Source organism: Nocardioides sp., from assembly GCF_036274455.1.
Lineage (GTDB): Bacteria > Actinomycetota > Actinomycetes > Propionibacteriales > Nocardioidaceae > Nocardioides.
On record NZ_DASUFR010000046.1, the window covers coordinates 1 to 21,198 of the forward strand.

The 21,198-nt window shown below is 72.3% G+C and carries 17 protein-coding genes and 1 rRNA gene; 4 read left to right on the forward strand and 14 right to left on the reverse strand.

Annotated elements, in window-relative coordinates; genetic code table 11:
• The 11 genes from VFV89_RS04260 to argC form a co-directional block, all read right to left on the reverse strand.
• Window positions 1-367: ribosomal RNA gene (locus tag VFV89_RS04260) — 16S ribosomal RNA — on the reverse strand; the annotation flags it as partial.
• Between the two features lie 438 nt (window positions 368-805).
• The gene (locus VFV89_RS04265) at window positions 806-1,411 is read right to left on the reverse strand and encodes a DNA-3-methyladenine glycosylase (RefSeq protein WP_329704662.1); all 606 of its coding nucleotides are present in this window, start codon (window positions 1,409-1,411) and stop codon (window positions 806-808) included.
• Complete coding sequence (gene argH, locus VFV89_RS04270; protein WP_329704663.1) at window positions 1,395-2,807, reverse strand: argininosuccinate lyase; 1,413 nt, start codon at window positions 2,805-2,807, stop codon at window positions 1,395-1,397. The genes VFV89_RS04265 and argH overlap by 17 nt, the downstream gene beginning before the upstream one ends.
• Entirely contained in the window at window positions 2,804-3,271 is a 468-nt protein-coding gene (locus VFV89_RS04275; protein ID WP_329704664.1) for an NUDIX hydrolase, read from the reverse strand. Before VFV89_RS04275 ends, argH begins: the two co-directional genes overlap by 4 nt.
• On the reverse strand, window positions 3,271-4,704 hold the full coding sequence (gene argG / locus VFV89_RS04280) for an argininosuccinate synthase (protein ID WP_329704665.1): 1,434 nt from the start codon (window positions 4,702-4,704) through the stop codon (window positions 3,271-3,273). Before argG ends, VFV89_RS04275 begins: the two co-directional genes overlap by 1 nt.
• A complete protein-coding gene (locus VFV89_RS04285; protein WP_329704666.1) occupies window positions 4,701-5,231 on the reverse strand; it encodes an arginine repressor in 531 nt (176 codons plus the stop codon). The genes argG and VFV89_RS04285 overlap by 4 nt, the downstream gene beginning before the upstream one ends.
• Complete coding sequence (locus tag VFV89_RS04290) at window positions 5,228-6,409, reverse strand: acetylornithine transaminase (RefSeq protein WP_329704667.1); 1,182 nt, start codon at window positions 6,407-6,409, stop codon at window positions 5,228-5,230. The genes VFV89_RS04285 and VFV89_RS04290 overlap by 4 nt, the downstream gene beginning before the upstream one ends.
• Window positions 6,406-7,344 (reverse strand): acetylglutamate kinase, encoded by a 939-nt coding sequence (argB, locus tag VFV89_RS04295; RefSeq protein ID WP_329704668.1) that lies wholly within the window; start codon window positions 7,342-7,344, stop codon window positions 6,406-6,408. The genes VFV89_RS04290 and argB overlap by 4 nt, the downstream gene beginning before the upstream one ends.
• Window positions 7,341-8,492, reverse strand: a complete 1,152-nt coding sequence (gene argJ, locus VFV89_RS04300; RefSeq protein WP_329704669.1) for a bifunctional glutamate N-acetyltransferase/amino-acid acetyltransferase ArgJ — start codon at window positions 8,490-8,492, stop codon at window positions 7,341-7,343. Before argJ ends, argB begins: the two co-directional genes overlap by 4 nt.
• Window positions 8,489-8,896: an ACT domain-containing protein gene (locus VFV89_RS04305; protein WP_329704670.1), complete on the reverse strand. Its 408-nt coding sequence runs from the start codon at window positions 8,894-8,896 to the stop codon at window positions 8,489-8,491. Before VFV89_RS04305 ends, argJ begins: the two co-directional genes overlap by 4 nt.
• Window positions 8,893-9,921 carry an N-acetyl-gamma-glutamyl-phosphate reductase gene (gene argC, locus VFV89_RS04310; RefSeq protein ID WP_329704671.1) on the reverse strand — a complete coding sequence of 343 codons (1,029 nt, stop codon included), beginning with the start codon at window positions 9,919-9,921 and terminating at the stop codon, window positions 8,893-8,895. Before argC ends, VFV89_RS04305 begins: the two co-directional genes overlap by 4 nt.
• Before the next feature lie 90 nt (window positions 9,922-10,011).
• Between argC and VFV89_RS04315 the strand changes: the two genes are divergently transcribed.
• The 4 genes from VFV89_RS04315 to VFV89_RS04330 all read left to right on the forward strand — a co-directional run bounded on the left by VFV89_RS04315 (window position 10,012) and on the right by VFV89_RS04330 (window position 14,124).
• Window positions 10,012-10,848, forward strand: a complete 837-nt coding sequence (locus VFV89_RS04315) for a maleylpyruvate isomerase family mycothiol-dependent enzyme (RefSeq protein WP_414690346.1) — start codon at window positions 10,012-10,014, stop codon at window positions 10,846-10,848.
• A 68-nt stretch (window positions 10,849-10,916) separates the two neighbouring features.
• Complete coding sequence (gene mgrA, locus VFV89_RS04320) at window positions 10,917-11,957, forward strand: L-glyceraldehyde 3-phosphate reductase (protein WP_329704673.1); 1,041 nt, start codon at window positions 10,917-10,919, stop codon at window positions 11,955-11,957.
• Window positions 11,958-12,286: 329 nt separating this feature from the next.
• Window positions 12,287-13,285 carry an ATP-binding cassette domain-containing protein gene (locus VFV89_RS04325; RefSeq protein WP_329704674.1) on the forward strand — a complete coding sequence of 333 codons (999 nt, stop codon included), beginning with the start codon at window positions 12,287-12,289 and terminating at the stop codon, window positions 13,283-13,285.
• On the forward strand, window positions 13,282-14,124 hold the full coding sequence (locus tag VFV89_RS04330; RefSeq protein ID WP_329704675.1) for an ABC transporter permease: 843 nt from the start codon (window positions 13,282-13,284) through the stop codon (window positions 14,122-14,124). The genes VFV89_RS04325 and VFV89_RS04330 overlap by 4 nt, the downstream gene beginning before the upstream one ends.
• 258 nt (window positions 14,125-14,382) lie before the next feature.
• Here VFV89_RS04330 and VFV89_RS04335 read toward each other — a convergent pair whose 3' ends face one another.
• The 3 genes from VFV89_RS04335 to pheS are packed head-to-tail and all read right to left on the reverse strand — an operon-like array spanning window position 14,383 to window position 21,137.
• Complete coding sequence (locus tag VFV89_RS04335) at window positions 14,383-17,526, reverse strand: ATP-binding protein (protein WP_329704676.1); 3,144 nt, start codon at window positions 17,524-17,526, stop codon at window positions 14,383-14,385.
• A gap of 24 nt (window positions 17,527-17,550) precedes the next feature.
• Complete coding sequence (gene pheT / locus VFV89_RS04340; protein ID WP_329704677.1) at window positions 17,551-20,031, reverse strand: phenylalanine--tRNA ligase subunit beta; 2,481 nt, start codon at window positions 20,029-20,031, stop codon at window positions 17,551-17,553.
• Window positions 20,028-21,137 carry a phenylalanine--tRNA ligase subunit alpha gene (gene pheS, locus VFV89_RS04345; RefSeq protein ID WP_329704678.1) on the reverse strand — a complete coding sequence of 370 codons (1,110 nt, stop codon included), beginning with the start codon at window positions 21,135-21,137 and terminating at the stop codon, window positions 20,028-20,030. Before pheS ends, pheT begins: the two co-directional genes overlap by 4 nt.
• Window positions 21,138-21,198: the final 61 nt, after the last annotated feature.

The window sequence follows — 21,198 nt, forward strand, 5'->3', positions numbered from 1 at the left end:
GTCCAATATTCCCCACTGCTGCCTCCCGTAGGAGTCTGGGCCGTGTCTCAGTCCCAGTGTGGCCGGTCACCCTCTCAGGCCGGCTACCCGTCGAAGCCTTGGTGAGCCGTTACCTCACCAACAAGCTGATAGGCCGCGAGCACATCCTCCACCGATAAGACTTTCCACGCACATCCCATGCGGGAGTGCGTCGTATCCGGTATTAGCCACCGTTTCCGGCGGTTATCCCGAAGTGGAGGGCAGATTACTCACGTGTTACTCACCCGTTCGCCGCTCGTGTACACCCGAAGGTGCCTTACCGCTCGACTTGCATGTGTTAAGCACGCCGCCAGCGTTCGTCCTGAGCCAGGATCAAACTCTCCGTAGAAAAACAAACCCGCCTCGGTGCGAGCACCGAAGACGGAAGAAGAGATGCCTCCTGGCGGGAACAAATCAACTGACTGATGTCAGAATTATTGTCTCACCAAAGAAATCCGTCCTGATCGAGATCAGGGACGGGGCATAACAAACTAATTCGTCGACTATGACACACTGTTGAGTTCTCAAAGATCAGACGCGCACCAGCTCCGGCCTCTCAGCCGGCTCCGGGGCAACCTGACAAAACTTACCGGTCCGCCACGCTGCGAGTCAACTTGAGAGCCGGCTCGCGAGCCTGGTGGAGCGCAAGGCCGCCGGGGCGTGCGGATCCGCTCGTCTTTGGGGCCTTGCCCCCGAGGGTTCCGCCGCATCCCTGCGGCGAGGTGAAACAGTAGACGACCGATCCGCGGCAACCAAATCGGGGTGCCGGTTGTTGCAAACCCGCAGGTCAGGACCCCTTGGGTCGTCGCGACCGGGCGACCGCCGGCCGGTAGGCCGACACCGTCGGCTCGCCCGGGAGCCAGAACCGCCACGGCCGGTGTGGGTCGCCGCGGAGCCCGACCCGGGGTCCGGTGGAGACCTCCGTGGCCGGGTCCCCCAGCCGCAGGGTGACCGGACCCGTGACCAGATCGTTGCCGTTGTGGCTCAGGTCGATCCCGAGCGCGCTGCACAACCGGGCCGGGCCGCGGGCGAGGTCGCGGTCGGAGGAGCCCCGGCGCCGGGCGCGGGCCTCGTCGAGACCGGTGACCACCTCTCCGGCCCGGAGCAGCACCGCGCTGGCCACGCCCTCCACGCCGGTCACCACGTTGCAGCACACGTGCATCCCGTAGGTGAAGTAGCAGTAGAGGAAGCCCGGCGGGCCGAACATGACCGCGTTGCGCGGGGTCCGGCCGCGGTAGGCGTGCGAGCCCGCGTCGTTGGCGCCGTCGTAGGCCTCCACCTCGGTGAGGCGGAGCGAGACCTCGCCGTGGCTCAGCGTGGCCCCGAGCAGCCGCGGGGCGATCTCGAGGACCGGTCCCTCGAGCTGCGCCCGGAGGTCAGAGGAGCCGGCCATGCACCCGCTCGACCGCTCCCGCCAGCTCGTCGAGCTGCTCGGCCACCCGCACCGGGGCGGTGCCGCCGCGGCCGTCCCTGGAGGCGACCGAGCCTTCGACCGTGAGCACCTCGCGAACGCCGGGCGTGAGCGCGGGCGAGATCGAGGCGAGCTGGTCGTCGGTGAGCTCGCCGAGCTCGCAGCCCAGCTCCTCGCAGCGGCGTACGCACTCGCCGGCGACCTCGTGGGCCACCCGGAACGGCACGCCCTCCCGGACCAGCCACTCCGCGACGTCGGTCGCGAGCGAGAAGCCCTGCGGCGCCAGCTCGGCCATCCGGGGGGTGTCGAACTCGAGGGTGGCCACCATCCCGGTCAGGGCCGGCAGCAGCACCTCCAGGGTGTCGACGGAGTCGAAGACCGGCTCCTTGTCCTCCTGGAGGTCGCGGTTGTAGGCCAGCGGGAGCGCCTTGAGCGTGGCCAGCAGACCGGTCAGGTTGCCGATCAGCCGGCCGGCCTTGCCGCGGGCCAGCTCGGCGATGTCGGGGTTCTTCTTCTGCGGCATGATGCTCGACCCGGTCGACCACGAGTCGTGCAGCCGCACGAACCCGAACTCACGCGTGGACCACAGGATCAGCTCCTCGGCCAGCCGGCTCAGGTCGACGCCGAGCTGCGCGCAGACGAAGGCGAACTCGGCGACGAAGTCCCGGGCGGCCGTGCCGTCGATGGAGTTGGGCGAGGAGGACGTGAAGCCGAGCTCGGCGGCCACGGCGTGCGGGTCGAGGCCCAGCGACTGGCCGGCCAAGGCACCGGAGCCGTACGGCGAGTCGAGGCGGCCCGCCCAGTCGGCCAGCCGGTCGACGTCGCGGACCAGCGGCCAGGCGTGCGCGAGGAGGTGGTGGGTCAGCAGCACCGGCTGGGCGTGCTGGAGGTGGGTCCGGCCGGGCATGACCGCTCCCAGGTGCGCCCGGCCCTGTGCCGAGAGCGCATCGACCAGGGCGAGGACCTGCTCGGCGACCACGCGGGCGTGGTCGCGCAGGAACATCCGCAGCAGGGTGGCGATCTGGTCGTTGCGGGAGCGGCCGGCGCGCAGCCGGCCGCCGACCTCGGGACCGACCGCCTCGAGGAGCAGCCGCTCCAGGGCGCCGTGCACGTCCTCGTCGTCGTCGGAGGGCAGCAGCGTGCCGGCGTCGTACGCCGCACGCAATGACTCCAGCCCCGACTCCAGCGTCGCGAGGTCGGCGTCGGTGAGCAGGCCGGCTCGGTGCAGCGCGTGCGCATGGGCCTGCGAGCCGGCCAGGTCGTAGGGCACCAGCCGCCAGTCGAAGTGGGTCGACCGCGACAGGGCCTCGAGCTCCGGGGACGGGCCGGAGGCGAAGCGCCCGCCCCAGAGCCTGCCCTGGTTGGTGCCGCTCCTCACGCCGCCCCCTTCACGGTCTCGACGGCCCGCCGCATGATCTCTGGCAGGTCGGGCGAGGCGGCCGTGCCGTCGGCGGCCAGGTCGTCGGGGAACCACCACGCCGCCTCGGTGAGGTTACCGACCTCGGGCTCCTCGAGGCCGTCGAGCACCACCTCCACGTCGCGGTCCAGCGCGATCGCGAAGAACGTCGAGTGGCTGGTGTAGTCGCGGCCGCCCCACGAGAAGTCGTGCGTCCCGACGTGCACCGGCGGTGAGAGCGCCAGGGGCGAGACCACGATCCCGGTCTCCTCACGGAGTTCGCGCAGGGCCCCCTCCTCGAGCGACTCTCCCGGCTCGACGGCGCCGCCGATCGAGACCCAGTGCCAGTCGTCGGGGCGGGCCGGGTCGCGGCCGTGCAGGAGGAGCACCTCGCCGAGGGGGCTGACCGGCAGGACCCGTGCGGAGGTGCGGTGGATGCGTGCCATCAGTCGGTGCCCACCTCCATGGCGGCGTTGTCGAGCGCCTCGTCCTCGAGGTCGCGCTCGGCGGCCGGGTTGGCAGTGATCCGGTCACCGCCGCCGGGCGGCAGCTCGCCGAGGAGGATGCCGTGCTCGACGAGGACCTGGCCCTGGTCGAGCGGCTGGGTGGCATACAGCTCCAGCATCGACCGCGAGTCGGCGATGTCGAGGTTGCGCATGGTCAGCTGGCCGATCCGGTCGGTCGGCCCGAAGGCGGCGTTCTCGGTGCGCTCCATCGACAGCTTGTCCGGGTGGTAGGAGAGGTTGGGTCCGTCGGTGCGGAGGATCGAGTAGTCCTCGCCGCGCCGCAGCCGCAGCGTCACCTCCCCGGTCACCACCGACGCCACCCAGCGCTGCATCGACTCGCGCAGCATCAGCGCCTGGGGGTCCAGCCACCGGCCCTCGTAGAGCAGCCGGCCCAGCCGTCGGCCCTCGGCGTGGTAGCTCGCGATCGTGTCCTCATTGTGGATCGCGTTCAGCAGCCGCTCGTAGGCGATCCAGAGCAGCGCCATCCCTGGCGCCTCGTAGATACCGCGCGACTTGGCCTCGATGATCCGGTTCTCGATCTGGTCCGACATCCCGAGGCCGTGCCGGCCGCCGATCGCGTTGGCCTCGCGCACCAGCGCCACCGGGTCGTCGTACGACGTCCCGTTGAGGGCCACCGGGCGGCCCTGCACGAACTCGACCGTGACGTCCTCGGCCGCGATCTCGACCGAGGGGTCCCAGAACCGCACGCCCATGATCGGCTCGACGGTCTCCAGCGAGACGTCGAGGTGCTCGAGGGTCTTGGCCTCGTGGGTGGCGCCCCAGATGTTCGCATCGGTCGAGTAGGCCTTCTCCTTGCTGTCGCGGTAGGGCAGCCCGCGCTCGGTGAGCCACTGGCTCATCTCGGCCCGGCCGCCGAGCTCGTGCACGAAGTCGGCGTCCAGCCACGGCTTGTAGATCCGCAGCTCCGGGTTGGCCAGCAGCCCGTAGCGGTAGAACCGCTCGATGTCGTTGCCCTTGAACGTCGACCCGTCGCCCCAGATGTCCACGCCGTCCTCGTGCATCGCGCGGACGAGCATGGTGCCGGTCACCGCCCGGCCGAGCGGCGTGGTGTTGAAGTAGGCGCGGCCCCCCGAGCGGACGTGGAAGGCGCCGCACGCCAGGGCCGCCAGCCCCTCCTCGACCAGCGGGGTCTTGCAGTCGATGGCGCGGGCGATCTCGGCGCCGTACTCGACGGCCCGGGCGGGTACGCCGCCGATGTCGGGCTCGTCGTACTGCCCGATGTCGGCGGTGTAGGTGCACGGGACCGCCCCCTGGGCGCGCATCCAGGCGACCGCCACGGAGGTGTCGAGCCCGCCGGAGAAGGCGATGCCGACGCGTTCGCCCTTGGGGAGGGTCGTGAGGACCTTGCTCATGGATGTCCGTTCGTGGCCGTGGTTGAGGCGAAGTCGAGGAACCGGCGGGCGAGCTCCTCGCCGCCGAGGGGGTCGCGGCCGATCACCAGGACGGTGTCGTCGCCCGCGATGGTGCCGAGCACCTCGGGCAGCTCGGCCTTGTCGAAGCCGGAGGCGAGGTACTGGGCGGCGCCGGGAGGGGTGCGCAGCACGACCAGGTTGGCGCTGGCCTCGGCCGAGACGAGGAGCTCGGCGCAGAGCCTGGCGAGCCGGGCCTGGCCGGAGGCGGTCTCCCCCGGCGCCGCGGGTCGTCGGTCGCCGCCCTCGGCGGGTACGGCGTAGACCAGCGCCCCGGAGGCGGCCCGGATCTTCACGGCGTCGAGCTCGAGCAGGTCGCGCGAGAGCGTCGCCTGCGTGACGCTGACCCCCTGCTGGGCCAGCAGCGCGGCAAGCTCGGCCTGGGACCGCACCTCGTGGTGGGTGACCAGGTCGACGATCTGCTGGTGCCGGGCGTTCTTGGTCCCGGGCCTCAGGGTGGACTCGGTCACGGCGAGACCTCCGCCAGCCCCGCCCTGTCGAGGATCGCCGGCCACGCGTCGAGGAGCGCCGCGGCGTCCCCCTCGGAGAGCACCAGCGGCGGCGCCAGCCGGATCCGCCGAGGCGTGGGGTTGTTGACGATGAAGCCCGCCTCCAGCGCCGCCGCGAAGACGTCCGCGGCCCTGTCCTCGGAGAGGTCGAGGCCGATCAGCAGCCCCTCTCCCCGGACCTCGGTGACCCTCGGGTCGGTCGCCAGGCCGTCGCGGAGCTTCTGGCCGAGGACGCTGACGTGGTCGAGCAGCCCCTCGGCCTCGATGGTCCCGATGACCGCGAGCGCTGCCGCGCAGGCGACCGGGTTGCCGCCGAACGTCGTGCCGTGCTGGCCCGGCTGGATCAGCTCGCCCGCCGCGCCGACCCCGATGCAGGCGCCGATCGGGAAGCCGCCGGCCAGCCCCTTGGCCACCGTGACGACATCGGGCACGACGCCCGTGCGGTGGTGGGCGAACCACGCGCCGGTCCGGCCCATCCCGGTCTGCACCTCGTCGAGCCACAGCAGGGCGCCGTGCTCGTCGGCGATCCGCCGGGCCGCGGCGAGATAGCCCTCGGGCGGCACCTCGACCCCGGCCTCGCCCTGGATCGGCTCCAGGAGGACCGCAGCCGTCTCGTCGGTCACCGCGTCCGCCAGGGCCTGCTCGTCGCCGTACGGCACGAAGGTCACCTCGCCCGGGAGCGGCTCGAACGGCTCGCGGTAGGCCGCCTTCGAGGTGAGCGCCAGCGCACCGAGGGTGCGGCCGTGGAACCCGCCGTCCGCGGCCACCAGGTGGGTGCGGGCGGTGCGCCGGGTGAGCTTGAACGCCGCCTCGTTGGCCTCGGCGCCGGAGTTGGTGAAGAAGACCTTGCCCGGCCCGGCCCCGAGCAGCTCCAGCAGCTTCTCGGCGAGGGCGATCTGGGGCTCGGTGGCGAAGAAGTTCGAGACGTGGCCCAGCGTCCGCAGCTGCGTGGTGACCGCGTCGACGAGAGCGGGGTGGCCGTGCCCGAGGGCGTTGACCGCGATACCGCCGAGGAAGTCGACGTAGTGCTTCCCGTCGGTGTCCCAGACATGGGCTCCCTCGCCGCGGGAAAGGGTGAGCTTCGGCGGGCCGAAGGCGTTCATCAGCGACTCGGCGTACCGCTCCGCGTGGGTCGTCACGACTGCGCCTCCTGTGCGTTGCGGGCCTTGCGGGTCTTGGTCTCGACGTCCGGCAGCACCTGCGTGCCGACGCCCTCCTGGGTGAACAGCTCGAGGAGCACGGCGTGCGGCTCGCGCCCATCGACGACGGTGGCCCGCGAGACGCCGGCGGTCACGGCGTCGAGGCAGGCCTTCATCTTCGGGACCATGCCGCTCTCGAGGGTCGGCAGGAGCTCGGCCAGCGCCTCGGGGCTGATCTCGCCGATCACGTCGTCGGAGGCCGGCCAGTCGAGGAACAGCCCCTCCACGTCGGTGAGCACCAGCAGCTTCTCGGCCTCCAGCGCGACGGCCAGCGCCGCCGCGGCGGAGTCGGCGTTCACGTTGTGCGCGGTGCCTGCCACGTCCGGGGCGACGCTGGAGACGACCGGGATCCGGCCGGCCTCGATGATGTCGCGCACGGCCTCGGGGCGTACGTCGACGACCTCGCCGACCAGCCCGAGGTCGACCTCCTCGCCGTCGACGACGGTGTTGGTCTGCCGCGCCGTGAACAGGCCGGCGTCCTCACCGGACAGGCCGACCGCGAGCGGGCCGTGCTCGTTGATCAGCCCGACCAGCTCGCGCTGGACCTTGCCGACCAGCACCATCCGGACCACGTCCATCGCCTCGGGCGTGGTGACCCGGAGTCCGCCGCGGAACTCCGACTCGATGCCGAGCCTGTCGAGCATCCTCGAGATCTGTGGACCACCGCCGTGCACGACCACCGGCTTGAACCCGGCGAACCGCAGGAACGCGATGTCCTCGGCGAAGGCCCGCTTGAGCGTCTCGTCGGTCATCGCGTTGCCGCCGTACTTGATGACCACGATCTTGCCGTTGTAGGCCTTCAGCCACGGCAGCGCCGCGGCGAGGACGGCTGCCTTGACCGGTGGCTGCACCCTGTTGTCGCTGCCCGTGGTCATGAGCTGTAGGCGCTGTTCTCGTGGACGTAGGCGTGGGTGAGGTCGTTGGTCCACACCGTGGCCCGCTCGGTGCCCGCCTTGAGGTCGATCGTGACCGTGACCTCGCGGCCGGACAGGTCCACACCTGCGGGGTCCTCGTGCGGCTCGGAGCCCTTGCAGACCCAGACGCCGTTCATGGCGACGTCGAGGTCGGCGGGGTCGAAGGCGGCCCGGGTGGTGCCGATGGAGGCCAGGACCCGTCCCCAGTTGGGGTCCTTGCCGAAGACCGCGGCCTTGAACAGGTTGCTGCGCGCCACGCTGCGGCCGACCTCGACCGCGTCGGCCTCCGAGGCGGCGTTGAGGGTGGTGATCGCGATGTCGTGGTCGGCGCCCTCGGCGTCGCGAAGCAGCTGCATGGCCAGGTCGGTGCAGAGCTGGGTCAGGGCGTCGGTGAAGTCGGGCGGTGCCGGCGTGATGCCGCTGGCGCCACTGGCCATCACGGTGACGGTGTCGTTGGTCGACATGCAGCCGTCGGAGTCGAGCCGGTCGAAGCTGACGCCGGTCGCCTTCCGCAGGGCGGTGTCGAGGTCGCTGGCCGGGACGACAGCATCGGTGGTGATCACCACGAGCATCGTGGCCAGCTGCGGGGCGAGCATGGCCGCGCCCTTGGCCATCCCGCCGATCGACCAGCCACTGCCCTCGACCACCGCCTGCTTGCTGACCGAGTCGGTGGTCATGATCGCCTCGGCGGCGTCCTGTCCACCGTCGGCGGAGAGGACGGCGTACGCATCGTCGACACCTTTCAGCAGGGCGTCGCGGTCGTTCTTGAGGCCGATCAACCCGGTCGAGCAGACCACGACGTCGATCGCCCCGCTGCCCAGGTGGCCTGCCACCCGCTCGGCGACGGCGTGCGTGGTCTGGAACCCCTCGGGGCCGGTGTAACAGTTGGCGCCGCCGGAGTTGAGCGCGACGGCGCGCACGGTGCCGTCCTTGGCGACCTGCTGGCTCCACAGCACGGGGTTGGCCTTGCAGCGGTTGGTGGTGAACACGGTGGCGCTGTCGTAGGTGGGCCCGTCGTTGACGACGAGGGCGACGTCCTTGGCGCCGGTGGACTTCAGCCCGGCGGCGACGCCGGCGGCCCGGAAGCCGTTCGATTGGGTGACGCTCACTTCTTGCTCTCTCCTGGGGTGGCTGGGACGGCGGGCTCGACGGTGTGCCCGGATCGTCGCCACTCCTCCTCCGCCCGGTCGGCCGCGTCGCCGGGCACGAGGATCCAGTCGGTGTCGAACGTGGAGATCGTGAACACGCTGATCTCCGCCTCGGCCAGGGGCTGCAGGAGCGTGCTGAGGACGCCGGTCAGCGCGAAGTCGAGCGGCCCCTCGACCTCGAACGCGGTGAACGGCCGCTCGTGCCGAGACTTCCGCGGGACGCTGCGGGCCGCGCAGACGATCGAGGTCTCGGTGGCGGTCGCGGTGATCGAGAGGATCGACGACGACTCGGCCCAGTCCGGCACGTCCGCGCCCGCCGGCAGCCTCACCACGGCCAGCGTCTCGGGGTAACGGCTCAGCCTCACGGCGCCAGCCCCACGGTGGACAGGCCCGTGGTCTCGTCGAGGCCGAGCGCGAGGTTCATGCACTGGACGGCGGCGCCGGCGGTTCCCTTGGCGAGGTTGTCGACCACTCCCACGGCGACGAGCCTCCCGGCGGCCTCGTCGACGGTCACCTGGAGGTGCACCGCGTTGCTGCCGGTGACGGACTTGGTCTGCGGCCACTGACCGGGCGGGAGCAGGTGGACGAACGGCTCGTCGCCGTAGGCCTTCTCGTACGCCGTCCGCACGTCGTCCTCGGTGACCGCGTCACGGAGCCGCGCGGTGCAGGTGGCCAGGATCCCGCGCGGCATCGGGACCAGCAGCGGTGTGAAGCTCACGGTCACGGTGCCGGCGGTGAGGCCGCTGAGGTTCTGGGTGATCTCGGGAGTGTGCCGGTGGACGCCGCCCACGCCGTACGCGCTGGCGCTGCCCATCACCTCCGAGCCGAGGAGGTGCGGCTTCGCCGCCCTGCCGGCGCCGCTGGTGCCCGAGGCCGCGACGACCACGACGTCGTTCTCGACGAGGCCGTGGTGGATGGCCGGGGCCAGGCTGAGTGTGGACACGGTCGGGTAGCAGCCCGGCACCGCGACCCGCGTGGCGCCGGCCAGCCTCTCGCGCTGGCCGGGCAGCTCGGGGAGGCCGTAGGGCCAGGTGCCGGCGTGCGCACCGCCGTAGAACCTCTCCCACTCCTCGCTGCTCCGCAGCCGGAAGTCGGCGCCGCAGTCGACGACCAGGACCTGCTCCCCCAGCTCGGCCGCAACCGGCCCGGACTGTCCGTGGGGCAGCGCGAGGAAGACGACGTCGTGGCCGGCGAGGACCTCCGCGGTCGTCTCCTCGAGGACCCGGTCGGCCAGCGGCACGAGGTGGGGCTGGAGTGCGCCCAGCGGCTCCCCCGCGCTGCTGCCGGCGGTCAGGGCGCCGATCTCGACGTGGGGGTGGCCGAGCAGCAGGCGGAGCAGCTCACCGCCGGCGTACCCGCTGGCTCCGGCGACTGCCACCCTGGTCGTCATGGCGCATGACTATACAGACAGCCGTATGATCATGCGCAAGCGGGAATCTCATGTGCGCTTCGGCGGCCGCTGTGGATAGCGTCGATGCCCGTGCCCCGCCTCGAGTACCCCGTCTACCTCGACCACATTCGCCAGGAGTCCGCCCGGTTCCGCGCCGTGCTTGCCGACTGTGACCCTGCCGCGCGCGTGCCGACCTGCCCTGACTGGGACGCCGCCGACCTGCTCTGGCACCTGGCCGGGGTCCAGCGCTTCTGGGCGGACGTCATCCACTACCGCCCGGCCTCGCCAGACGACCCACGGATCACCCACGAGGGCACCGCGCCCCGACCGGAGTCCTACGCCGGGCTGCTGGCGGCCTTCGACGAGAGCTCCGCGGCGCTCGCCACCGAGCTCGAGCAGGCCGACCCCGAGGCCGAGGCCTGGCACTGGTCGGGCGACAGCCGGGTCGGCACGACCCACCGCCGTCAGGCGCACGAGGCCGCGATCCACCGGATCGATGCCGAGCTGGCCGCCGGCGTACCCGTCACGCCGCTGGACGCCGCGCTGGCCGACGACGGCGTCGCCGAGGTGCTCGGGGTGATGTACGGCGGTGCCCCGCCGTGGGGCACGTTCACCCCGTCCGGGGAGACGATCGGCGTCCACATCACCGACACCGGCACCGACCTGCTGGTCGAGCTGGGGAGGTTCTCCGGCACCGACCCGGACGACGGCAAGACCTACGAGGACGAGGACGACATCTCCCTCGTCGACGCCGGACCCGAGCCGGTCGCGACCGTCACCGGCACCGCCGCCGACCTCGACACCTGGCTCTGGAAGCGTGACCCGACGTTGACGCTCGGGTGGGACGAGGGCGACCGGATCGCGATCCAGGGCGACCGGATCGCCTACGAGAAGCTCTCCGCGATCCTGGGCCAGCCGCTCAACTGAGCGCCTGACCCCGGACCGACCTGGACCGACCCGGGCGGGCACGCCCCCGGCGCGGTAGACATGGCCGCATGACTCCGTCCTACCGCGCCGCCGACGACCGCTACGACGCCCACGCCTACCGGCGCTGTGGCCGCTCCGGGCTGAAGCTGCCCGCGGTCTCGCTCGGTCTCTGGCACAACTTCGGCGACGACAAGCCGATCGACACCCAGCGCGCGATCCTGCGCCGGGCCTTCGACCGCGGGGTGACCCACTTCGACCTGGCCAACAACTACGGGCCGCCGTACGGCTCGGCGGAGACGAACTTCGGCGCGATCTTCGCCCAGGACTTCCGCCCCTACCGCGACGAGCTGGTCATCTCGACCAAGGCCGGCTACGACATGTGGCCAGGCCCGTACGGCGAGTGGGGGTCGCGCAAGTACCTCCTTGCCTCGCTCGACCAGTCCCTCGCGCGGATGGGGCTGGACTACGTCGACATCTTCTACAGCCACCGCTACGACCCCGAGACGCCACTCGAGGAGACGATGGGGTCGCTGGCCACCGCGGTGCAGTCGGGCCGGGCGCTGTACGCCGGCATCTCGTCGTACTCCGCGGAGCGGACCCGGGAGGCCGCCGCCCTCCTGCGCGAGATGGGCGTGCCGTTGCTGATCCACCAGCCGTCGTACTCGATGCTGAACCGGTGGGTCGAGGACGGCTCGCCGTCGCTCCTCGACGTGCTCGGTGAGCTGGGGATCGGGTGCATCGCGTTCTCGCCGCTGGCGCAGGGGATGCTCACCGACCGCTACCTCGACGGCATCCCGGAGGACTCGCGGGCCGCGCAGGGCAAGTCGCTGGACCCGTCGCTGCTCAGCGACGAGGCGCTCGGCCACATCCGCCGGCTCAACGACATCGCCCGGGGCCGGGGCCAGTCGCTGGCCCAGCTGGCGCTGGCGTGGGTGCTCCGCGACGAGCGGGTGACGTCGGTGCTGATCGGCGCCTCGAGCGTGAAGCAGCTCGACGACAACCTCGCCGCCGTCGACAACCTCGTGCTCTCCCCCGACGAGATCGAGGCGATCGACCAGGACGCCGTGGACAGCGGGATCAACCTCTGGGCGCGGTCGTCGCAGGAGTGAGCCGGCGGCTCACGGTGGCTGAGCTGCGAGGCCGGTCACGGCCGAGCCTCGAAGCCCCCGCAGGGTAGGCAGCGCGGGTGAGTTCCAGCCTCGGCCCACCTGGCTTCGAGGCTCGTCGCTGGCGCTCCTCGCACCTCAGCCACCGTGGGTCACCTGGCTTCGAGGCTCGTCGCTGGCGCTCCTCGCACCTCAGCCACCGTGGGTCACCTGGCTTCGAGGCTCGTCACCGGGGCGCCTCTCACCTCAGCCACCGCGGTGTGAAACCCGCAGGCCGGTCGTGAAACCGGGCTGAAGGTGCCCTGAAACCCGCGACCGCCACAGTCGTGGTCATGACGAACAACACCTCCCCAACCCACGAGCTCGCGGTCACCGCGCACGACCTCGTCAAGACCTTCGGCGACCTGCGGGCCGTCGACGGCATCGACCTCGAGGTGCGCCGCGGCGAGGTCTTCGGCGTCCTCGGCCCCAACGGTGCGGGCAAGACCACGATGCTCCAGATGCTCGCGACGCTGCTGCCCATGGACGGCGGCGACGCCCAGATCTTCGGTGTCGATGTGAAGAGGCACCCGCACGTCGTGCGCCAGCTGGTCGGCGTGACCGGCCAGTACGCCTCGGTCGACGAGAACCTCACCGCCCGCGAGAACCTCTACCTGTTCGGCCGGCTGCTCGGCATCGAGAAGACGCAGGCCCGGGTCACCGGTGACGACCTCCTGGGCCGGTTCGGGCTCGAGGACGCCGCCGACAAGCAGATCGCGCAGTTCTCCGGCGGCATGCGGCGTCGGCTCGACCTGGCCGCCAGCCTGATCGCGCGGCCGCCGCTGATCTTCCTCGACGAGCCCACCACCGGCCTCGACCCCCGCACCCGCGGCCAGATGTGGGACACCATCCGCGACCTCGTCGCATCGGGATGCACGGTGCTGCTGACCACGCAGTACCTCGACGAGGCCGACCAGCTCGCGGACCGGATCGCGGTCATCGACCGGGGCCACAAGGTGGCCGAGGGCACGTCGGACCAGCTGAAGAGCCAGGTCGGCTCCTCGACCCTGCAGCTGCGGCTCCTCGACCCGGCCCAGACGGGCCAGGCCGTCGACGTCGTACGCCGTGTGGTCGGCGACGAGCCGGTCCTCACCCCGGAGGCAGGCGGCATCAACGTGCCGCTGCCCGACGCCAACCGGGCCGCCGACGTACTGATCGGCCTGCGCGAGCAGGAGCTGCTCATCACCTCCGCGACCGTCCAGAAGCCCACCCTCGACGAGGTGTTCATGGCCCTGACCGGCCACGCCGCGGAGGAGAACGGGACCAACAACGAGATGGAGGCCGTCCGATGACGCTGCTGTCCACCACGGTCGAGGAGACCGTCACCGCCAAGACCCTGACCGGCGCTCAGGACCTGCCCGCGCGGCCGTCCATCGCCGAGACCGTCAGCCAGAGCCTCACCATGGCGTGGCGGGCGACCAAGAAGATGCGCCGCAACCCGGAGCAGTTCTTCGACGTCACGATCCAGCCGCTGCTGTTCACGGCGATGTTCGCCTACATCTTCGGCGGCGCGATCTCCGGCAGCGTCGCGGACTATCTGCCGATCATCATCCCGGGCATCCTCGCCCAGACCGCGCTGACCGCCTGCATGGCGACCGGCATCCAGCTCCGCGAGGACATGGACAAGGGCGTCTTCGACCGGTTCAAGTCGCTGCCCATCGCGCGGATCGCGCCGCTGGCCGGGCCGGCCATCGCCGACCTGCTCCGCTATGCGACCGCGGCCACACTGACGATCCTCACCGGGATCGCCATGGGCTACCGGCCCGGTGGCGGCTTCGTCGGGGTCTTCGCCGGCTGGCTGCTGACGATCGTCGCGGGCTGGTCGCTGGCCTGGATCTTCACCTGGCTCGGCACCGTCGCCCGCAGCGCGCAGGCCGTCCAGGGCATCTCGATGATGATCATGTTCCCGCTGACCTTCCTGTCCAACGCCTTCGTCCCCGCCGAGACCCTGCCGGGCTGGCTGCAGACCTTCGTGAAGATCAACCCGGTCAGCCACGTGGTGACCGCCGTCCGCGACCTGCTCAACGAGGGCGCGCTCACCGCCCAGGTCGGCTGGGCGCTGGTCGGCTGCGTCGCGGTCGTCGCGATCTTCCTGCCGCTGTCGGTGCGCTCCTACGGCCGGAAGATGTAGCTCACCTGCTCCCCCGCACGCTGACCCGCCCGTTCGGTACGGGCGGGTCGGCGTCATTCCGGGCTCATGTGACGGATCCGTGGGTGGGCGGCCGCGCGCGTGGCACGCCGCAACCGCATATTGGCCACCCAGGACGCCGAACCCGGCTTCGCCGAGGTTCTCCGGCACCAGGTGCCGATCTCCCTCCGCAAACCCACCGATGGGCGCGAGACGTGATCCGGTAGGCGCGCGGGCACCCACGGATCCGTCAGGAGAGCCTCACTTCGCGGCCGTGATGCGAGCCACGACCTGCTGGGCCTGCGGGAGGAGGGCGGGGCCGCGGCGGCCGGCGTACTCCTCGCGGACCCGGGCGGCGAAGCCGGGCGCGACGCGCTCGGCCTCGCCGTCGGTCCGCGCGGGGTCCATGGTGACCGTGAAGCGCGGGTAGGCGAACAGGTCGGCGAGCACCAGGAGGCGGATCGCGTCCTCGGGGTCCATGGCCTTCTTGAGCAGCCCCCAGGTGCCGAGCCCGTGCAGCACCAGTCCCGCGACCGGGTAGTCCATCCGCGGACGGTCCGGGTCGAGCACCAGCGGCGCCTTCGCGCGCAGCCGGTCGTAGATGTCCACGCCTTCCACGCCGCTGCCGTGCACGGCGAACGCGGTCGCGCTCGCGGCGTCGCCGAACAGCGACCACGGCTCCAGGCCGGTCATCTCCATGCCCGGCAGCCTGATCGCGTCGAGCTCCTCGCCGGCCACGCGGTAGAGCCGCAGCCCCTCCTCGACCTCGCCCCTGGCCAGGGCCAGCTCGGCCCGGACGGTGGCGGTCACGAAGGCGCCGCCGAAGCCCGTGCGCCGGCTGTTCATCCGGTCGATGTCGGCGACCAGCCGCTCGGCCTCGTCGAAGCGCCCCTCCCCCAGCGCGACCCCGGCCAGGAGGGAGCGGGCCTGGATGCCGTCGTCGTTGGCCTCGAGCAGGTCGAGGATCGGGATCGCGAGGCGTGCGTGCTCGGCGGCCTCGGCGCGCTTGCCGAGCTGGGCGTAGAGGCTGCCCACGAGCGTGTGCATCATCGCCGTGATCCACGGGCCGTCGGTGTCGCCGTCGACCGCGGCCAGCCCGGCCTCGGCCTCCTCGAGCGCACCCTCGGGGTCGCCGACGTTCTCGAGGTAGTGCGCGGCCCAGAGCCGGGCGGTGGCAGCGGCGTAGCGATCGTGGCCGCGCGCCACGTCGAACGAGCGGAGCCGCTCCAGCGAGCCCTCCGGGTCCTCCGGGTCCTGGGCGGCGAGCACCGCGACCATGGCGGCCGCGCGCGGGTCGTTGGTGCGGTCGCCGTACGCCGAGAGGAGCCGCATGCAGTTCGGAGCCTCGGCGATCTCGCCGAGCACGGTGTTCATGACTGTCACCGCGGCCGCGGTGACCGCAGAGTCGATCTCCTCAGGAGCCGGCTCCCAGCCCTCCAAGGCCGCGTCGACGGCCGAGGCGACGGCGATGACGCGGGTGTTCTCCCCCCGGATCGTCCAGAAGCTCGCCAGCGCGGAGGTCAGGTCGGCGGTCGCTGCCGGGTCGGGGACGCCGACCGCCGAGCGCAGCGCGTCGGCGAGGTTGTTCTCCTCGGCGGCCAGCGCGAGGACGGCCGCCACCTGCTCACGCGAGTAGAGGTGCGCCCGGTGGACCAGTGCGTAGCGGCGAGCCCAGCCCAGCTGCGCCCGCTCGGCTTCGGCGTCCTCGCCCGCGCCGACCAGCTGCATCCGGCCGAACTCACGGACCGTCTCGAGCATCCGGTAGCGCACCGTCCCTCGCGCGTCGATGACGGTGAGCAGCGACTGGTCGACCAGCGACTGCACCAGCTCGAGCGCGTCGCAGCCGAGCAGCTCGTCCGCGCCGCTGAGCGTGAAGCCGTCGTGGAAGACCGACAGCCACCGCAGCGCCCGGCGCTCGGCCTCGTTGAGCAGGTTCCACGACCAGTCGATCACCGCCACCAGGGTCTGGTGCCGGTCGGGCGCGCTGCGGTCGCCGCCACGAAGCAGCGCGAACCGGTCGTCGAGCCGCCGGTCGATGTCCTCGACCGACATCACGCGCACCTTGGCCGCGGCCAGCTCGATGGCCAGCGGAAGGCCGTCGAGGCGGCGGACCACGCGGCGTACGGCCTCGTCGTCGAGGGGTACGCCGGGGCGCGCGCCCGTCGCGCGCTGTCCGAACAGGTCGGCGGCGGCGTCCTCGGAGAGCTGGCCCAGCGGAAAGACCCGCTCGGCCGCGATCGACAGCGGCGCGCGGGTGGTGGTGACGACCCGGAGCCGGCGGCACGACGCCACCAGGAAGGCGACCAGCTCGGCGACCGCCTCGACGACGTGCTCGCAGTTGTCGAGGATCAGCAGCGTCGGAGCCTGGTCGAGCAGCTGCGCGATCCGCGCGCGCACGTCGTTGCGCTGCTCGGAGGTCAGGACCCGGCGCCCGCTCACCGAGTCGCGCACCCCGAGCGCGGAGCCGACCTCGCCGACCACGTCCTCGGACGAGGCCACACCCACGAGCTCGACGAAGTGGACCACGGGCTGCTCGGCCTCGCGGCCGAGGAGGTGCGCGAGCCGGGTCTTGCCGAGGCCGCCCGGGCCGAGGATCGACGTCACCCTGGCGTCGCGGACCGCGGCGCGCAGCGCGCGGATGTCCTCGTCGCGGCCGACGAGGGACGTCGCCTCGAAGCGCAGCCCCGCGCGCACCGGCCGGTCGGCGGCCAGCAGCTCGGCGTGGACCGCCTGGAGCGCCGGCCCGGGGTCCACACCCAGCCGGTCGATCAGCTGCTCACGGTGCTGCTCGTAGCGCTCGAGCGCCGCCGGGGCGCCCCTCACGGCTGCCGTCGACCGCAGCAGGGCCGCGACGGTGGCCTCGTCACTCGACGCGCTGCCGGCGGCGGCCTCCAGCAGGGGCAGCGCCTCCCCGTGGTCACCCAGCCCCGAGAGCGCCCGGCCCAGGACCGCCCTGGCGACCGCGCGGTGCCGGGCCGCCTGGAGGCGCAGCTCGCCGAGTGGTCCGTCGGCCGCACTGCCCGGCTCGGGGAGGGCCAGCGCGGTGCGGGCCAGGTCCCGCGCCTGCACCAGGTCGTGCCGCCCCTCGGCCTCGCGGGCCCCGACGACGGCGTCGCGCAGCGCGAGCGCGTCCACGGCGTCCGGTGCCAGGCCGAGCCGGTAGCCGTGGTCGGTGCGCGCGACCGCCTCGGGAGCGGTCTGCGCCCGCGCCCGCGAGACCACGACCTGCAGCGCCTTGGCCGGGTTGGCGGGTACGTCGTCCGGTCCCCAGACCTCGTCGACCAGCCGCTCCTCGCCGACCTGACCGCCGGCCGCGGCCAGCGCGGCCAGCAGCGCGTGGGTGCGGCCACCGGGCAGCGGGGTGCCCTGCCAGGACACCTCGTCGAGCAGCCGGAGGGCGATCACGCCGGCAAGCGTGTCACGCCGGTGTCAGCGCTGGACGGCACCGCACCGCTCGGCGGCCAGCGCCACGGCCGCATCGCGAGCCGTGCTGGTCTCCTGCTCGGTCAGGGTGCGGTCGGGCGCCCGGAACCTGAGCGCGAAGGCCAGCGACTTGTGGCCGGCTCCGACCTGGTCGCCGGTGTAGACGTCGAAGAGGCGGATCGACTCGAGGTGGTCCCCCGCGCCCTCGCGAAGCGCCGCCTCGACCTCGGCCGAGGTCACGTCCTCAGGCACCAGGAGGGCAACGTCCTCCTTGGCCACCGGGAAGGTCGAGAACTGCGGGCCGGGGACGACGTCCACCGCCTTCGACATGAGGAGGTCGAGGTCGATCTCGAGCGCCGCCGAACGGGCCGCGAGGCCGAACTCCTTGCAGACCTGCGGGTGCAGCTCCCCGGCATGGCCGAGCTCCGCCCCGTCGATGCTGACCCGGGCGCACCGGCCCGGGTGCCAGGGCATCCGGCCGGCCGAGGCGACCTCGACGCCGACGCCGAGCTCGTCGCCGAGCCGCCGGACCAGGTCGATGGCGTCCGACCAGCCGGCGGCGCGCCCTGTGCCCCACCAGCCGGCGCGCTCGCGCTCGCCGGCCAGCACGACCGCGAGGTGGAGCGGCTGCACCGGGATGGCCTCGAAGAGCTTGGCCAGCTCGGCCTCGGTGGGCCGCCAGTCGACGCCGTAGACCGGGGCCGGCCCGCGGTCGGCCGGAAAGGCGACGGTGCCTGTCTCGAAGAGGGCGACGCCCGGCGTACCGCGACCGAGGTTGCGGCCAGCGGCCCGGAGCAGGCCGGGCAGGAGTGTGGTGGTGTACGCCGGCTCCTCGGTGGACAGCGGGTTGGCCAGGCGCACCGTCCGGCGCCGCGGGTCGTCCGCAGGCAGACCGAGCTGGTCGAAGGTGGCGTCACCGACGAACGGGAAGCTGATCACCTCCACGCAGCCGGCACCGGCCAGGGTCCGTCCGACCCGGCGGCGCAGCCGCTGCTCCCGGGTCAGTCCGCGGCCGGCGGCCTCCCGCGGCAGGATCGAGGGCACCCGGTCGTAGCCGACGATCCGGACGACCTCCTCGACCAGGTCGTAGGGGTCGGTCAGGTCCGGCCGCCACGGGGGCGGGACGACCTCGAGGTGCTCCGCGTCGGGGGCGGTCCGGCAGCCGACGGCGGCGAGGTTGCCCACGACGGTCTCGGAGCCGATGTCGATGCCGGAGACACGAGCGGGCAGGTCGTAGTCGATGGTGATGGTCGGCTGCTCCGGCGCCGTCCCGACCACCGTGACGCCGGGCTCGGCGATGCCTCCGCCGTAGCGGACGAGCAGCTCGACGACCCGGTCGGCGGCCGCGGGCGTGATCGCCGGGTCGACGCCGCGCTCGTTGCGCTTGCCGGCCTCGGAGGTCAGCCTGTGCCGCTTGCCGGTGCGGAACATGGAGACCGCGTCCCAGTGCGCCGCCTCGACCAGCACCCGGGTGGTGGTCGCGGACATCTCGGTGGTCTCGCCACCCATGACGCCGCCCAGCCCGATGATCCCCGAGTCGTCGGTGACCACGAGGTCCTCGGTGGAGAGCTCCCGGTCGACGCCGTCGAGCGTGGTGAGGCGCTCGTCCTCGACGGCCCGGCGGACGCGGATCGGGCCCTGGAGCCTGTCCGCGTCGTAGCCGTGGATCGGCCGGCCGAGCTCGAGCATCACGTAGTTGGTGACGTCGACGGTCAGCGAGATGGGCCGCATCCCCGACAGCGCGAGCCGCTGCGCCATCCAGGGCGGCGTCGTCGCCTCCGGGTCGAGCCGGCTCACCGTGCGGGCCACGAACACCGGGCAACCGACCGGGTCGTCGATGACGACGGGGTAGCCGTCGTCGTTCGGCTCGGCCACGGGCCGGACAGCCGGGTCGTGGAAGGGCACGTCGAAGGCGAGGGCGGCCTCGCGGGCCAGTCCGCGCAGCGACATGGCGTAGGCGCGGTCCGGGTTGATCTCGAACTCGATGACCTCCTGGTCGAGCCCGAGCACCGGCCGCGCGTCGTCCCCTGGCCGGCCGGCACCCTCCGGCAGCACGATGATCCCCTCGTGGTCCTCGCCGATGCCGAGCTCGCGCGCGGAGCAGATCATCCCGGCGCTCACGTGGCCGTAGGTCTTGCGCGCGGAGATTTCGAAGTCACCGGGGAGCACGCCCCCGGGGAGGATGACGACCACCAGGTCCCCGACCTCGAAGTTGTGCGCACCGCAGACGATGCCCTGCGGCTCGCCCGTGCCGTTGGCGTCGCCGACGTCGACCTGGCACCACTCGATGGTCTTGCCGTTCGTCTGTGGCTCGGCGTCCATCGACAGGACCTGCCCGACGACGAGCGGGCCCCGGATCTGCTCGCCGGGCTTCTCGATCGCCTCGAGCTTGAGTCCCAGGGCGGTCAGGCGCGCCGCCAGCTCCTCCGTGGTGACCTCCGCGGGGAGGTCGACGTACTCACGGATCCAGGAGACCGGGGCCTTCACAGTTCTGTCCCGAACGCCGTCGTGAACCGGACGTCGCCCTCGAAGAGGGCGCGCAGGTCCTCGATGCCGTGGCGGAACATCAGGGTCCGGTCGATGCCCATCCCGAAGGCGAAGCCGGTGTAAGTCTCGGGGTCGACGCCGCAGGCGCGCAGCACCCGCGGGTTGACCACGCCGCAGCCGCCCCACTCGATCCAGCCCTCGCCCTTGCAGGTGCGGCACGGGTCGCCGGCCTCGTTGACCCGCGCGCCCCTGCAGACGAAGCAGACCAGGTCGACCTCGGCGCTGGGCTCGGTGAACGGGAAGTACGACGGCCGGAACCGCGTGGTGATCCCCTCGCCGAACATCGCGGTGGCGAAGTGGTCGAGGGTGCCCTTGAGGTGGCCCATGGTGATGCCCTCGTCGACGGCCAGCCCCTCGACCTGGTGGAAGACCGGGCTGTGGGTGGCGTCGTAGGGGTCGGTCCGGAACACCCGGCCCGGGCACACGACGTAGATCGGGGGCTTGCGCGAGAGCATGGTCCGGGCCTGGACCGGCGAGGTGTGCGTCCGCAGCACCAGGTGGTCCTCCGGCGGGTCGGTCCAGAAGGTGTCCTGCATGGTCCGGGCCGGGTGGTCCGGCCCGAGGTTGAGCGCGTCGAAGTTGAGCCACTCCGCCTCGAGCACCGGCCCCTCGGCCACCTCCCAGCCCATGGCCACGAAGATGTCGGCGATCAGCTCCGAGCCGGTGGTGAGCGGGTGCCGGGCCCCCGTGGGCATCCGGTCGGTCGGCAGGGTGACGTCGACGGTCTCCTCGACGAGGATCCGCTGCTCCTGCTCCTGCTCGAGGACCGCCTGGCGCTCGGCCAGGGCCTGCTGGACGGCTCGCCTGGCCTGGCCGACGCGCTGGCCGGCCTCCTTGCGGGCCGCGGGCGGCAGCGCCCCGATCTCGCGGTTGGCCAGGGCCAGCGGCGACCGGTCACCGGTGTGCTCGATCCGGACCTGCTTGAGCGCGTCGAGGTCGGCAGCGGCCGCGATCGCCGTCAGGGCGGCGTCGCGCGCGGCCTCGACCTCTTCGGGCTTCAGGGCAGCGACCTCCACGGGGTCGAAGTCGGTGTTCGGTCCGGACACGGGACGAGTCTAGGAAGCGGCGTACCCCTGCCGCGAACCGGTTAGCGGTCGTGGACGGCGG

What these genes read in the sequence shown, in the direction of transcription:
- argB (WP_329704668.1), bottom strand. Translation starts at nt 7,344, where the DNA reads ATGACCACGGGCAGCGACAACAGGGTGCAGCCACCGGTCAAGGCAGCC.
- VFV89_RS04325 (WP_329704674.1), top strand. Translation starts at nt 12,287, where the DNA reads ATGACGAACAACACCTCCCCAACCCACGAGCTCGCGGTCACCGCGCAC.
- VFV89_RS04275 (WP_329704664.1), bottom strand. Translation starts at nt 3,271, where the DNA reads ATGGCACGCATCCACCGCACCTCCGCACGGGTCCTGCCGGTCAGCCCC.
- VFV89_RS04330 (WP_329704675.1), top strand. Translation starts at nt 13,282, where the DNA reads ATGACGCTGCTGTCCACCACGGTCGAGGAGACCGTCACCGCCAAGACC.
- argC (WP_329704671.1), bottom strand. Translation starts at nt 9,921, where the DNA reads ATGACGACCAGGGTGGCAGTCGCCGGAGCCAGCGGGTACGCCGGCGGT.
- mgrA (WP_329704673.1), top strand. Translation starts at nt 10,917, where the DNA reads ATGACTCCGTCCTACCGCGCCGCCGACGACCGCTACGACGCCCACGCC.
- argG (WP_329704665.1), bottom strand. Translation starts at nt 4,704, where the DNA reads ATGAGCAAGGTCCTCACGACCCTCCCCAAGGGCGAACGCGTCGGCATC.
- VFV89_RS04265 (WP_329704662.1), bottom strand. Translation starts at nt 1,411, where the DNA reads ATGGCCGGCTCCTCTGACCTCCGGGCGCAGCTCGAGGGACCGGTCCTC.